The following is a 12,478-nucleotide window of genomic DNA, read 5'->3' on the forward strand; positions in this document are numbered from 1 at the left end:
CGCTCGATGCATGCCGCTGCCGATCATCTGCGCAGCACGATGCGCGGCATCGGCAGCAGGTCGATGGACGCCATCCGTCGTGCGGGCTCGCGTCGTGCGCGAACCCGGTGCTGCAGCCGCGCTTCGACGCCGCGAGCGCGTCGGCGCGGTGGCCGCACTGCCGGTGTGGGACGCGGATCGGACAGCCTGTGGTGCGGATCGGACAGCCTGTGGTACGGATCGGGCAGCGAGGGATGCCGATCGGGCAGCGTGACGGCGAGCGTCGTGCCCGCGGCCGCGGCGAGGGTGCCGGTCGGCCCGCCGACCCTGGACGACACCGTGGCGGACGCGAGACTCGGACCGGTGCGGCCTGCCCTCGCGTAGCGGTCGGCGGGTCGCAGCTCTGGCACCACGCGCCAGTGGCCGGGCCTGTCGCTGGCGTGGAGGATGCGCAGGCGTCCGGCGTGGACCTCGTGGTGGCAGTGGCTGCAGAGCAGGATGCCGTTGTCGACGTCGGTGCGGCCGCCGTGCTCCCACGGCTGCACGTGGTGCGCCTCGGTCCAGGCGACCGGCATGCCGCAGTCGGGCGTGGCACAGCCGCCGTCGCGGGCGGCGAGGGCGCGCTTCTGAGCACGGCTGAAGAGCCGTTCGGCACGGCCCAGCTGCAGCGGGTGGCCGTGCTCGTCGAGCACCACCTTCTGCACGAACGCGTGGCACAGCAGTCGGTCGATCGTCTCGACCGGCACCAGGCTGCCGGTGTGCTGGACGGTGAGGGACCGGTCGGGATGCTCGAGGCCGTGCAGGTAGGCGTCGTACGCCTCGATCGTGCCGGTGAACAGGAGCGTGGGCGGCTCGCCGCCTGCGACGGGTGCCTCGCCGGAGGCGGCGTGCGCCTGCACGAGGGCGAGGAGCACGTCGTGCCGCTTCTGCTCGGGTGTGCGGTCGTCGACGATGCCGAGATCCTCGGCCTCAGGCTGGCCGTTCGCATCCGGGTGGCGGCCGTCACCGGCATCGCCACCGGTGTCATCGACGCCGTCGTCGCGGAACGCGACCGTCACGCGCGGCGAGGTGTACGCATCCAGCAGGGTCTTGATCGCGGAGCCCGATTCGGGCGTGCAGAGCATCTCGAGCAGCCACATCCCGTCTGCACGCCGCCGCAGTCGCAGCGACCGCATCGCCCGCTGCCGCTCGGCGTTCGGCAGCACCCCATCGGGATCCAGCACAGCCACGTAGGCGCGTGCCTGCGTGATCAACAGCTCGGGCCCGAGCGGCCAGTCAGGGTCGGTCGCCGCGGTCACCAGCTGGTCTTCGGCCCAGCCGAGCTGGTCGAGATCGGCGCGCGGCGCCGCCGGCTCGAGGTGCTGCACGATCGCGCGGGCCTGCCCGAGCGAGATGTCGCCGTCATCGAGCGCCGCGGCGACCCGCGGATACTTCACGGCGATGTCACCGCCCGTGAGACCGATCGCCGCGCTCGTGGCAGCGGCAAGCGCCAGCAGCGCCTGCGCCTCGCCAGCACGGAGGCCGAAGGCGCTCGCGACCGTCTCCTTCGCGCTGCGCTGCCCGAGCCGCCGGCACAGCGCCTCTTCGGCCGGCCCCGATGATCGCTCGGCGATCGCACCAGCCAGCCGCACCCGCTGCGCATCCACGATGCGAGCCAGCTCGGCCGTGCGCGCCAGCAGCTCGACGATCTCATCGCGCGGAGCACGAGCGAGCGCGTCGGCGTCGGCGAACATGGCGCGCGCGGCCAGCACCGCTGCTGCTGCCTGCTCGATCCTCGTCACCGTCGACTCCCTCGGCTTCGACCAAGCCAGGTGAGCCCACCCACGTTCGATCGAATGTGTGTTCGACAGCGTAGGGGAAGGCGCCAACACGCCGTCGCTCGCTGCCGCCACCTGTGGAGAACAGGCAGTGCACTCCTGCCGTGCCTCGCGCAGCGACATCACTTGCATGTTGCATCGAGATCCATCAATATAGTGAGCAATCGATACAAAGGCGAGACACCCATGACGATCACCCAGACCAGCACACCTTGCGACCGCGTCGACGCCGCGAGCGCGATCGACCAGGCGTCCGCCGAGTCGATGGCCGTCGCGGTCAAGGCGCTCGCCGACCCGCTGCGACTGCGCATGCTCTCGCTCATCGCGAGCTCGGCAGCAGGCGAGGCCTGCGCGTGCGACCTCGCCGCGCTCGCCGACGTCTCGCAGCCGACCGTCTCGCACCACCTCAAGGTGCTGCGCGACGCGGGCGTGCTCACCTCCGAGCGCCGCGGCACCTGGGTGTACTACCGACTCGAGCCGGCCATGCGCCCCGTCGCGACCGCGCTCGTCGATGGGCTCCGGGCAGCGCTGCACGCCGACGAGCGGCCGTCCTGGCATCCGGGGCAGGGCGACCGCCAGCCAGTCGAGGTCGACGCCAAGCTCTCGCGCCTCGCCGCGCGCCTCGCCGAGGCGACCCCCGACCTCTCCGGCGACGCCGTGCTGCGGATCGTGCGGGAGTCGCACGCCGGCCTCGCCAGAGCCTCGACCGTGCACTCGCACCTGCTCGTCCTCGCCGAGCGCTTCGCGCAGCAGCGCATCGCAGACGTGCTGCACGATCGCACCGCAGGCGTGCCGCACGTGCTCTTCGTGTGCGTGCAGAATGCCGGCCGCTCGCAGCTCGCCGCCGCGCTCGTCGAGCAGCGCTCCGGTGGTCGCGTGGTCGCCCGCTCCGCCGGCTCGATGCCCGCCGCCGACGTCCACCCCGAGGTGCGGGCGCTCATCGACGAGCTCGGTGTCGACGGCGACCCCTTCCCCAAGCCGCTCACCGACGACGCCGTGCGCGCCGCCGACGTCGTGATCACGATGGGCTGCGGCGACGTCTGCCCGATCATCCCCGGCGTCCGCTACGAGGATTGGCAGGTCGGCGATCCCGCGCTCGCCTCCCCCGCAGGCGTGCGCGCGATCCGCGACGACCTCGCGCGACGGGTGGAGCACCTGCTCGCCGAGCTCTCCCCCACAGCCTGACCGCATCCGCCCCGACAGTGAGGACGACCATGACCGACACCCAGACCCCCAGCGCCCTGTTCGTGTGCGTGCACAACGCGGGCCGATCGCAGATGGCCGCGGGCTTCCTGCGCGAGCTCTCCGGCGGCGCCGTCGAGGTGCGCTCCGCGGGCTCGATGCCTGCCGAGCAGATCAACCCCACCGCCGTCGAGGCCATGCGCGAGGTCGGCATCGACATCACGGCAGAGGTGCCGAAGGTGCTGACGACGGATGCGGTGCGGGAGTCCGACGTCGTCATCACGATGGGCTGCGGGGATGCCTGCCCGGTCTTCCCCGGCAAGCGCTATGAGGATTGGGAGCTCGAGGATCCTGCCGGTCAGGGCATCGACGCCGTGCGGCCGATCCGTGACGACATCGAGCAGCGCATCCGCGGGCTCCTCACCTCGCTCGACATCGCTGCGGTGCGCTGACCGCGATGCCGCGGGTCGCGCTTCGAGCGCGATCGGGGTACAACGGAAGCCCAGAGAGTGAGGAGATGTCCGATGGATGAGCGCGAGCAGGACCACGAGCAGCCCGAGGCCACGGAGATGCCGTCGAAGGCGTCGTCGATGCACGATCCGGAGACCGAGGAGGACACTGCCTCCGGCGGCCCCGCCGATCCTCCCGACGACGGTCGCTGAGCCCGTCAGGTGCTGAGCCCCCGCGCCCCGCGTCGATCGACGCGGGGCGCGCTCGGTGCTACGACGCCGCCGGACCGGTCTGCGCCGAGATGCTCACCATCCAGGTGACGCCCCAGCGGTCGACGAGCATGCCGAACTCATCGCCCCACGGCGCCCGCGCGAGCGGCTCGATGATCTGCGCGCCGTCGCCGAGGCCCTCCCAATAGCGCGTCAGCAGCTGCGCGTCGTCGCCGGAGACCGAGACCTGCTGGCCGCGCTTCGGGGCATCCATCGATGGCGGGGTGTCGCTCGCCATGAGGGTGTGGCCGTCGGCCGTCGTCAGCTGCGCGTGCATGACGAGGTCGGCGTCGCCCGGCTCGTGTTGCATGCCGCCCTCGCTGAAGGTGCTGAGCACGAGATCGCCGCCGAAGACGCCGTGGTAGAAGTTCATCGCCTCGCGCGCCTCGCGCTCGAAGGCCAGGTAGGGGTTCAGCACCGTTGCCATGGTCGGCTCCTCTCGGCGGCCGCCCGACCGCTCGGGGCCAGCATGGCGCAGCGGCGGCGCGCTCGCCAGAGGGCACCCGGCGATCACTCCGCTGTGCTGCGTGCGAGCTGCCAGGCCTCGGCGATCGCCGCATCGATGCCCCTGGGTGAGAGCGCATCGCCGATGGCAGTGACGGGGATGCCCAGCACGCCCTCGAGCGCCTCGGCGGTGCGCCCCTCGAGCCGCACCGACTCTCTGGGCGTGAGCGCGACGATCGCCGAGGGCGTCTCGAGCAGGGCCTCCTCCCCCGTCAGCGCATCGACCGCCACGACCGCGTCGCCGCGCACCCGCAGGCGCGCGCTCGTGATGCGGGAGAAGTCGCCGCGCGCGAGCGTGCGCAGCACCAGCTGGCGCTCGTAGCCGGTGCCGACGTGCGGCAGCAGCTGCTCGAAGGGCGTCACGACCCGCAGGCGCACTCCGGCAGCGGCGAGGCGCAGCAGCACGCCGGAAGCGTAGGCGGTGCCATCATCGTCGACCACCAGGATGCGTGGGCCCAGGCTCGTGGGGTCGTCCATGGCCGTCCAGGCGTCGACCATCGTCGGCCGCTCGCCGTCGAACGCGCCGTCGATCGCCAGCCCGGTCGCCCCCGGCGCGATGGCCCCCGTGGCCAGCACGACGCCGTCTGGCTCGGTCGCCCTGATCGCCGCGAGCGTGGCCGGTTCGCCGAGCCGGAGCTCGACCCCCGCAGCACGCGCATCGCGCTCGAGGTCGGCGAGCAGCAGCGCGACCGAGTCGCGCCCCGGCACCGACGCGGCACGCAGCAGCTGCCCGCCGAGCCGCTCCTCGCGCTCGAGGAGCGTCACCGCGTGCCCGAGCAGCGCGAGGTCGAGCGCCGCGCGCAGGCCCGCCGGTCCCCCGCCCACCACCGTCCATCGCCCTGGCAGCGCTGCGCGCCGCGGGGCGGGCTCGAGCTCGCGACCAGCCTCCGGGTTCACCGTGCAGGAGACGGCGAGCCCCTGGCTGCCGCGCCCGAGGCAGCCCTGGTTCAGACGGATGCAGTGCCGGATGCCGTCGGTCGCGCCGGTCAGGAGCTTGGCGGCCAGGTCGGGGTCCGCGAGCTGCCCGCGCGTCAGCGCCACCATGTCGGCGATGCCGCTCGTGAGCACCTCCTCGGCCGCCTCGACGCTCGTCGCGGCACCGACGCCGAACACCGGGATGTCGGGATGCGCGCTCTTGAGCGCTGCGACGTCCTCGCGCAGCCACGCGACCGGCATCGCCGACGATGGGAACACCCAGTGCACGTCGTGATAGCCGCCCGCCGCCGTGTCGAGGAAGTCGACACGGGCCTCCTCGCGCAGCGCCGCCACGATCTCGCGACAGGCCGCCGCGTCGAGACCCGCATCGTTGTGCTCGTTCACCACGATGCGGATGCCGACGGTGAAGTCGTCGCCGACCCGCTCGCGCACGGCGCGCAGCACCTCGCGCGGAAACCGCGTCCTGCCCTCGAGGTCGCCACCGTAGGCATCCGCCCGCCGGTTGTAGAGCGGGCTGAGGAACTGGTGCAGCAGGTAGCCGTGCGCCATGTGGATCTCGACGCCGTCGAAGCCGCCGAGCCTCGAGCGCTCGGCCGCGTCGGCCCACGCCTCGACGAAGCCCGCGATGTCGCGCTCGCTCGCCTCGCGGGTCGCGACGCCGGTGGAGGGCGAGAGGATGCGGCTGGGCGCGAAGACGGGGCGCGGTCCGTCTGGCCCCTCCGGCGAGGCCTGCGCACCGTGATGGTTGAGCTGCACGAGCACGCGGGAGCCGGCTTCGTGGATCGCGTCGGTCATGCGGCGGTTGGCATCCACGGCCTCGGGGCGCCAGGCATCCTCGAAGCCGCGAGTCGAGGCGCTCGGATGCACGAGGTGGTTGCCTGCCACGAAGAGCCCGCAGCCGCCAGCAGGCTCCGCACCCCGGACACCGGAGCCCCGCGCCCTGCGCACGAAGTAGGCGGTCTCGCGGTCGGACTCGACGCGATCCGAGTACTGCTTGGAGTGCGCTGCCTGCATGATGCGGTTGGGCGACTCGAAGGTGCCGATGCGCAGCGGCTGGGCGAGGAGGCTCACACGACGATCCTGGCAGGACGTCGCTCGCCCTCGTGCGGGGGATCTCGGCCCGTCGGTCTAGGCGGAGGCCGGGATGTCCCTTACCATGAACATGCACTTCACGCACGATTGCGAGGACATCCCCAGTGAACGAGCAGCCGGAGCGCGAGCCGACCAGCTCCGCGGACGCTGAGGCGCGCCGCCGCAAGGTGGTGCTCGCCGAGCTGCGGCGACGCCGCAGCCGCCGTCGCTGGACCGTCGGGCTCTCGAGCGTCGCTGCCACGGCGCTGATCGCATCCGGATCCGTCATCGCATGGAGCTCGCAGGCGCGCGCCGGCGACCTCGCCGGGCAGATCGAGGCTTGGCACGAGGAGCACGACCTCGCCAGCTGCGAGCTGGCCGTGCGCGTCGTGAGCGCCGTCGGGCTCGAACGGCGCGCGCAGGATGTGCTCGACGCCGCATCGCACGTCGGCGGCGCCGACTGGGTGCTGCCCGAGCACGGCCGCACCGCCTTCGCACAGGACCGCGACGCCATCCTCCGCACGATCGCCGACGGCGGCTTCGTCACCGACGAGGATCGCGAGCTCGCCGATTCGTGGGAGTCGCGCGCCGCCGCCTCGGCAGACCCCGTCTCGTACGACGTGCTGCAGGAGTGCCTCACCGCGGCGGCCGCGGAGCGCGAGCCCATCGAGGGCGTCACCGCCGAGCGCGCCGACGCCCTGGCGCGCGAGCTGCGAGCCCTCGGCGACCCGCGTGACTTCGACGACGCGCGCATCGACCGGCTCGAAGCGGCCGTCGCCCACCTCAAGGCATCCGCCGCAGAGCTCGCAGCGGGCCGCACCGGCTTCGACGACCTGCGCGCGGAACTCGAGCTCGCACCCGAGGGGGCGCTCGCGAGCCTGCAGCAGTCGGATGCGCACCTCGCGGCTGTGCTCGGCGTGCTCGGAGGCGACCACACCGCATCCGATGTGCTCGACCTCGTCGAGGGCATCACGCTGCATGTCGCCTCCGTCTGGATGGCCGAGGCGTGGCAGCTGGAGGCCCTTGGCGATCAGGATGCCGCCGCGGCCAGAGCCGCCGCGGCCCAGCAGACGCGCGACGCGATCGCGAACGCCGCTCCTCGACCGGTGACGGACCAGGGCACGACGCGGCCGACGCCCACGGTGCCGCCGCGCGAGGAGTCGCCGGCGCCCGTGCCGTCGACTCCAGGGCCGTCGACGCCGCGGCCCACCGCACCGACGCCGCCGCCGACGACCCCGTCGCCGACCACGCCGGCCCCGACCCCCGACCCAGCCCCCTCGGATCCGCCGCCGGGCCCCGACCCGAGCCACGAGCCCGTGGAGCCTCCCCTGCCCGAGGAATCCGACGCCGCCCTCGTGCCGCCGGTCGGCCCGTCGCCGCCGCCATCGCAAATCGGCGAGGGCACCGGTCCATGACCCGCGGCGGTCCGTCACGCCACGCGCGAACGGCCCCCTCGCGCGCAGGTGCTCGCCGTAGGATCGTCTGATGAGCGCAACCACCATCCAGATGTATGGCGCCGACTGGTGCCGCGACTGCCGCCGCACGAAGGCGCAGCTCGACGGCCTCGCGGTCGACTACGAGTACATCGACGTCGAGCAGGACGAGGCGGCTGCCGAGGATGCCAAGCGCATCTCCGGCCGCATGAGCATCCCGGTCGTCGTCTTCCCCGACGGCACCCACCAGGTCGAGCCGTCGAACGCCGAGGTCGAGGCAAAGCTCCAGGAGCTCTCACTGGTCTGACCGCTTCGGCGTTCCCTGGCCGCGCGTCGCCCCATCAGGCGAGGTATGCGGCATGATCGAGGGCATGACGACGAGCAATGACGCTCGCCTCCGACTCGACTCGCTCGCGGTGCATGCCGGCCGCGAGGACTTCCCGTCGCTCGGTGTGCACGCGAGCCCTATCGACCTCTCCTCCACCAATCCGCTGCCGGGCGTGGATGCCGGCGGTGACGCCTACGAACGCATGGCGACCGGCGGTGACATCGGCGATGGCTCCGCGGTCTACCAACGGCTCTGGAACCCGACCGTCGCACGCTTCGAGCAGGCGTTCGCAGCCCTCGAAGGCGCCGAGGCCGCCGTCGCCTTCGCCTCCGGGATGGCCACCGTCACGGCTGTGATGATGGCGGCCCGGCAGCGCCGCGGCAGCCACGTCGTCGCCCTGCGGCCCCTCTACGGCGGCACCGATCATCTGCTGGCGACAGGGCTGCTCGGCACCGAGACGACGTTCGTGGATCGGCAGGAGCACGTCGAGCGCGCCGTGCGACCCGACACCGGGCTGGTCATCGCAGAGACACCCGGCAATCCCACGCTCGAGCTCGTCGACCTCGCGGCGCTCGTCACCGCGGCGGGCGACGCTCCCGTGCTCGTCGACAACACCTTCGCGACGCCCGTGCTGCAGCGGCCGCTCGACCACGGCGTCGCGCTGTCGCTGCACTCGGCGACGAAGTACATCGGTGGGCACGGCGACGTGCTCGGCGGCGTCGTCGCGTGCGACGAGTCGTGGGCGCAGGCGCTCCGCCCCGTGCGCGCGATCACGGGTGCCATCGCGCATCCCTTCAGCGCCTACCTCATGCATCGCGGCCTGCAGACGCTGCCCTTGCGCGTGCGTGCCCAGCAGGCCGGCGCACAGCAGGTGGTCGCGGCGCTCGCCGCCATGGAGGGGGTGCGCTCGGTGCGCTACCCGGGCCTCGCGGAGTGCGACCCCGCAGGCCTCGTCGGGGCAGGCCGACAGATGGCGGGCCCTGGCTCCATGATCGCGATCGACGTCGGCACCGCCGCGCGCGCCGCGGCGATCGCTGAGGGGGTGCGGCTGCTCACGCACGCTGTCTCCCTCGGCAGCGTCGACTCGCTCATCCAGCACCCGGCCTCCCTCACGCACCGACCCGTCGCGGCGGAGGCCAGGCCGCACGCGAGCGTGCTGCGCATCTCGATCGGGCTGGAGGATCCGGCCGACCTCATCGCCGACCTCGAGCAGGCGATCGCCGCCGCCTGAGGCGCCGCGCCAGGGCGCACGGTCGGGACTCCCCCCGGGACCTTCGGAGGGCATCCGCATGGTCTGCATCGATCGCGCCCGGGAGGCTGGGACTGCGGGCGAGCCGCGCCCGTCGCCCGATCAGGAGGAGCCCTCGATGTCCGCCGCGCCCATCCCCCAGCGACCGCAGCCACCCCAGCCCCGGTATCCCGTGCTCGGCCTCTCGCAGCTCGCGATCATCGGCCTCGCGCTGCTCGCGGTGTCGCGGGCGATCCTGCATGACCTGCACCTGATCAGCGAGGGCAGCCTCGCCAACCTGCTGCTCGTGATCGCGCCCGCAGCGATCTGGATCGCGGTCGCGCTGCTCGCTCGCGTGCCCAAGCCGCTGCTGACGCTACTCGTGGTGGGTGCCTGGTACGGCGTCCTGCTCGCGATCGGCCACCAACTGCTCTGGGACGTCGCCTTCGACGGTGCTCCTCCCCAGCTCGGTGGCGCGCTGGCAGACCTGGACTCTGGGCTGGAGTCGGCGATCGTGCGCACCTTCGCCGCTGCATCGAGCCTGGTGACGGGACTGCTGGTCGGGGCGGTCAGCGGGCTGATCGCCTGGGGCATCCGGGCGATCGCCCGGCGCGCCTAGGGCGCGAGGGGCTGCGGCGCGCGCGCCGCCGGCAGCCGCAGCTCGGCCTCGAGGCCGCCGTGCTCGGCGCGCCGCAGCAGCACCTCGCCGTCGTTGCGCCGAGCGAGCTCTGCGACGATCGCCAGCCCGAGGCCCGTGCCCTCGACGTTCTCGCGCTCTGCGCTGGGCGTGCGGTAGAACCGCTCGAAGGCGTGCCCGATCTCGTCTTGCGACATGCCGGGACCGGTGTCGGCGACGAGGATCAGCACGGCGTCGCCCGCTGCGTGCGCACTGAGGCGGATGCGTCCGCCTGCCGGTGTGAACTTGCATGCGTTCGTGAGCAGGTTGGAGAGCATCCTGCTGGCGTCGTGGCGGGCGACGAAGAGCACGTGCGCGCCGGGCTGCAGCTCGATCACGAGCCCCTTGCGCTCGCTCACCGGGCGCAGGTTGCCCGCGACCTCGTCGAACAGCTCGTCGCAGCGCACTCGTTCCTGACGCAGCTGCGCCTCGGGGACATCCGAGCCACGGCCGAGGGTCAGCAGATCCTCCACGAGCTCTGAGAGCCGCTGGGCGTTGCGCGCGATGACGCCGACCCAGCCGCGCTCCGAGGCGCCGAGGGCGCTGCCGTCGGCCAGCAGCTCTGCGTAGCCGACGATGCTCGTGATGGGCGTGCGCAGCTCGTGGCTCGTGGTGACGAGGAAGTCGTCGCGCTGCCGCTCGAGCTCTGCGCGGATGGTCCTGGCGGCGTCGAGCTCGAACTCCGCCTCCACCTGCGCGCGCCTCGCGAGCAGGATCGCGGTGACGTCGAGCAGCTGCACCGCGATGCGGTGGTCTGCGCCGCCGATCGGATTGGCCGCGACCGTGATGGTGCGGCCCTCGTCGGTGTTCAGCGTGATCTGCTCGCCCGAGCGGAGCGCTGCCCCCGCCGCCGTCCTGAGCGGCCCCGACCATGCGTCGCCCTCGAGCTCGGCCGCGAGCAGACGGCGGGCGGCGCGGTTCGACCAGGTGATCCGAGTCGCCTCTGCGCCACGCTCTGCCACCACGAGCCCGATGCGCGCGTCGATGACGCTGCCGCTCAGCAGCCGGTTGGTGGCGTCGACCTGGCGCGCGAGCGACCGCAGCTCGTGCTGCGCAGCCGAGAGCACCACGGCGAAGCCGCCGAAGGTCACGAGCATGGCCTCGAAGATCGCCGCGCCGACCAGCAGGTCGAGGCCCTCGCGGCGAAACGGCCCGCCGCCGTCGAGCGTCAGCACCAGCATCGCGATCGCCGCCACGATCGTCTGGCCCATGACGATCCTGATCGGGAACCGCAGCGCGGCCCATGCCAGCAGCGGGAACGGTGCGAAGGCGAGCGAGAGCGACGACGAGGGGTGGAACACGATCGCGATCACGGCGGCCAGCAGCACGGCCTGCACCACCATCTCGATGCGGCCGGCCGGCACCGGCACCGGCCGCGGCAGTGCGCCCAGCGGCGCGATCATGACGACCGCCGCGGCGTGCGAGGCGGCGACGAAGCCCACGGTCGGCCAGAAGTCGGCACCTTCGCTGAGCGCCACCGCCGCCGCGGCGAGGACGCCCGCGGCGAGGGATCCCAGCACGACCGCGAGCGCGAAGCGCACGCCGGCACGCAACGAGGAGAGCTCGAACCTGCGGCTCTGCGCGCCGAGCACGCCCATGACCACGGCCACCTCGACCGCGTTGGCGACGCCGAACGCGAGGGCGACGAGCAGCGGCCTGCCCGCGACCGCGTTCGCGGCTGCGGTGACGAGCAGCACGAGCGCGAGCGCGGCCACGATGCGCGAGCTCGGCTGCAGCAGCGCGAAGAGCACCGAGATGCCCGCCGCGGGCCACCAGACGGCGACGGTCGTGCCAAGCGGGGCGAAGAGCACGCCGAAGATCGCGGTGGCGAAGATGGCGGCCGCCGCGACCGCCCAAGCCCAGAGTGGCAGCGCGGACCGCGGGCCGCCGTCGCGGTCCGCGTACGGCAGTGCGCCGTCGGCAGCAGTGCTCACGGGTCACACCGTACGCATCCGCACCCGTTCTGCACAGCAGTGCGGTCGGGCGCTGCCGTGCGGCCTCAGCCCGCGGTCGGCTCCAGCACGATCATCGGCACGCGGCGCGTGCGCAGCTGCTCGTACTCGGTGATCGAAGGGCCGTCGCTGTAAGGCTCCCAGCCAGCCAGGAGCCGCTCGCGCTCGAGGCCCTGCGCCTCGCGAGCGCGCACGCGCATCGAGCCGTCCGGCAGATCGACGGATGCGTCAGGGTGCGCCCGCAGGTTCAGCCACCAGGCGGGGTGCGCATCGGCCCAGCCGTTCATCGCCATCAGCACGAGGTCCTGACCGTCCTCGTAGTACGCGAGGATCGCGACGCGGGGCGCCGCTGTCGTGCGCCCGACGGTGTGCAGCCGCAACATCCCGTACTTCCCGGGGCGAGGGCGGGCGAGGCCGAAGCGGCCACCGGTGATCGCGTACAGCCCGCGGTGGACGACCCATGCGGTGCGGATGAACCACCGGGGTGGCACGCTGGGCGGCGTGCTGACGGTCTCGCTCATGGCTGGGTCCACTTCTCGTCTGTTGCTGCGATCGTAGGCTCGCGGTCGCGCGTGGCACAGGGGGCTATCCCCCGCTCTCGGCCGGCGGCTCAGGTGCGCGTCCAGTCGGCCCGCGTACCCTGTGGCCACCGT

At 72.9% G+C, this 12,478-nt stretch carries 12 protein-coding genes; 7 read left to right on the plus strand and 5 right to left on the minus strand.

All coding sequences use genetic code 11. From position 1 onward, the window contains the following. Positions 1–23: 23 nt before the first annotated feature. Positions 24–1,760 (minus strand): HNH endonuclease signature motif containing protein, encoded by a 1,737-nt coding sequence (locus tag MKD51_RS11245; RefSeq protein WP_240240393.1) that lies wholly within the window; start codon positions 1,758–1,760, stop codon positions 24–26. Positions 1,761–1,982: 222 nt separating this feature from the next. On the opposite strand from MKD51_RS11245, the gene MKD51_RS11250 reads away from it, so the two are divergent. The 3 genes from MKD51_RS11250 to MKD51_RS11260 all read left to right on the plus strand — a co-directional run bounded on the left by MKD51_RS11250 (position 1,983) and on the right by MKD51_RS11260 (position 3,640). Next, on the plus strand, positions 1,983–2,981 hold the full coding sequence (locus MKD51_RS11250; RefSeq protein ID WP_240240394.1) for a metalloregulator ArsR/SmtB family transcription factor: 999 nt from the start codon (positions 1,983–1,985) through the stop codon (positions 2,979–2,981). 29 nt (positions 2,982–3,010) lie between these two features. After that, on the plus strand, positions 3,011–3,430 hold the full coding sequence (locus MKD51_RS11255) for an arsenate reductase ArsC (RefSeq protein ID WP_240240395.1): 420 nt from the start codon (positions 3,011–3,013) through the stop codon (positions 3,428–3,430). Between the two features lie 72 nt (positions 3,431–3,502). Beyond that, complete coding sequence (locus MKD51_RS11260; RefSeq protein WP_240240396.1) at positions 3,503–3,640, plus strand: hypothetical protein; 138 nt, start codon at positions 3,503–3,505, stop codon at positions 3,638–3,640. 58 nt (positions 3,641–3,698) lie between these two features. On the opposite strand, the gene MKD51_RS11265 is transcribed toward MKD51_RS11260, so the two are convergent. Both MKD51_RS11265 and MKD51_RS11270 read right to left on the minus strand, forming a co-directional pair. Continuing rightward, the gene (locus tag MKD51_RS11265; RefSeq protein ID WP_240240397.1) at positions 3,699–4,124 is read right to left on the minus strand and encodes a VOC family protein; all 426 of its coding nucleotides are present in this window, start codon (positions 4,122–4,124) and stop codon (positions 3,699–3,701) included. An 83-nt stretch (positions 4,125–4,207) separates the two neighbouring features. Next, positions 4,208–6,208: an NAD(P)-binding protein gene (locus MKD51_RS11270; protein WP_240240398.1), complete on the minus strand. Its 2,001-nt coding sequence runs from the start codon at positions 6,206–6,208 to the stop codon at positions 4,208–4,210. A 125-nt stretch (positions 6,209–6,333) separates the two neighbouring features. On the opposite strand from MKD51_RS11270, the gene MKD51_RS11275 reads away from it, so the two are divergent. From MKD51_RS11275 to MKD51_RS11290, 4 genes are all read left to right on the plus strand, one after another. Beyond that, on the plus strand, positions 6,334–7,623 hold the full coding sequence (locus MKD51_RS11275; protein WP_240240399.1) for a hypothetical protein: 1,290 nt from the start codon (positions 6,334–6,336) through the stop codon (positions 7,621–7,623). A 70-nt stretch (positions 7,624–7,693) separates the two neighbouring features. After that, the gene (locus MKD51_RS11280) at positions 7,694–7,948 is read left to right on the plus strand and encodes a mycoredoxin (protein WP_240240400.1); all 255 of its coding nucleotides are present in this window, start codon (positions 7,694–7,696) and stop codon (positions 7,946–7,948) included. Positions 7,949–8,012: 64 nt separating this feature from the next. Then, positions 8,013–9,200, plus strand: a complete 1,188-nt coding sequence (locus MKD51_RS11285) for a PLP-dependent aspartate aminotransferase family protein (protein WP_240240401.1) — start codon at positions 8,013–8,015, stop codon at positions 9,198–9,200. 136 nt (positions 9,201–9,336) lie between these two features. Beyond that, positions 9,337–9,816, plus strand: coding sequence for a hypothetical protein (locus MKD51_RS11290; protein ID WP_240240402.1), 480 nt, complete (start codon positions 9,337–9,339; stop codon positions 9,814–9,816). Here the strand turns inward: MKD51_RS11290 and MKD51_RS16375 are convergent. Together MKD51_RS16375 and MKD51_RS11300 are read right to left on the minus strand one after the other, a co-directional pair. Beyond that, positions 9,813–11,807, minus strand: coding sequence for a HAMP domain-containing sensor histidine kinase (locus MKD51_RS16375; protein ID WP_240240403.1), 1,995 nt, complete (start codon positions 11,805–11,807; stop codon positions 9,813–9,815). The two genes, MKD51_RS11290 and MKD51_RS16375, sit on opposite strands and share 4 nt — an antisense overlap. A 65-nt stretch (positions 11,808–11,872) precedes the next feature. Beyond that, a complete protein-coding gene (locus MKD51_RS11300) occupies positions 11,873–12,346 on the minus strand; it encodes a nitroreductase/quinone reductase family protein (protein WP_240240404.1) in 474 nt (157 codons plus the stop codon). Between the last annotated feature and the right edge of the window lie 132 nt (positions 12,347–12,478).

The organism is Agrococcus sp. ARC_14, from assembly GCF_022436485.1.
Taxonomy (GTDB): domain Bacteria; phylum Actinomycetota; class Actinomycetes; order Actinomycetales; family Microbacteriaceae; genus Agrococcus.

Coding starts and splice junctions, on each gene's coding strand:
- MKD51_RS11290 (WP_240240402.1), top strand. CDS start 9,337: ATGTCCGCCGCGCCCATCCCCCAGCGACCGCAGCCACCCCAGCCCCGG.
- MKD51_RS11280 (WP_240240400.1), top strand. CDS start 7,694: ATGAGCGCAACCACCATCCAGATGTATGGCGCCGACTGGTGCCGCGAC.
- MKD51_RS11285 (WP_240240401.1), top strand. CDS start 8,013: ATGACGACGAGCAATGACGCTCGCCTCCGACTCGACTCGCTCGCGGTG.
- MKD51_RS11255 (WP_240240395.1), top strand. CDS start 3,011: ATGACCGACACCCAGACCCCCAGCGCCCTGTTCGTGTGCGTGCACAAC.
- MKD51_RS11300 (WP_240240404.1), bottom strand. CDS start 12,346: ATGAGCGAGACCGTCAGCACGCCGCCCAGCGTGCCACCCCGGTGGTTC.
- MKD51_RS11260 (WP_240240396.1), top strand. CDS start 3,503: ATGGATGAGCGCGAGCAGGACCACGAGCAGCCCGAGGCCACGGAGATG.
- MKD51_RS11250 (WP_240240394.1), top strand. CDS start 1,983: ATGACGATCACCCAGACCAGCACACCTTGCGACCGCGTCGACGCCGCG.
- MKD51_RS11265 (WP_240240397.1), bottom strand. CDS start 4,124: ATGGCAACGGTGCTGAACCCCTACCTGGCCTTCGAGCGCGAGGCGCGC.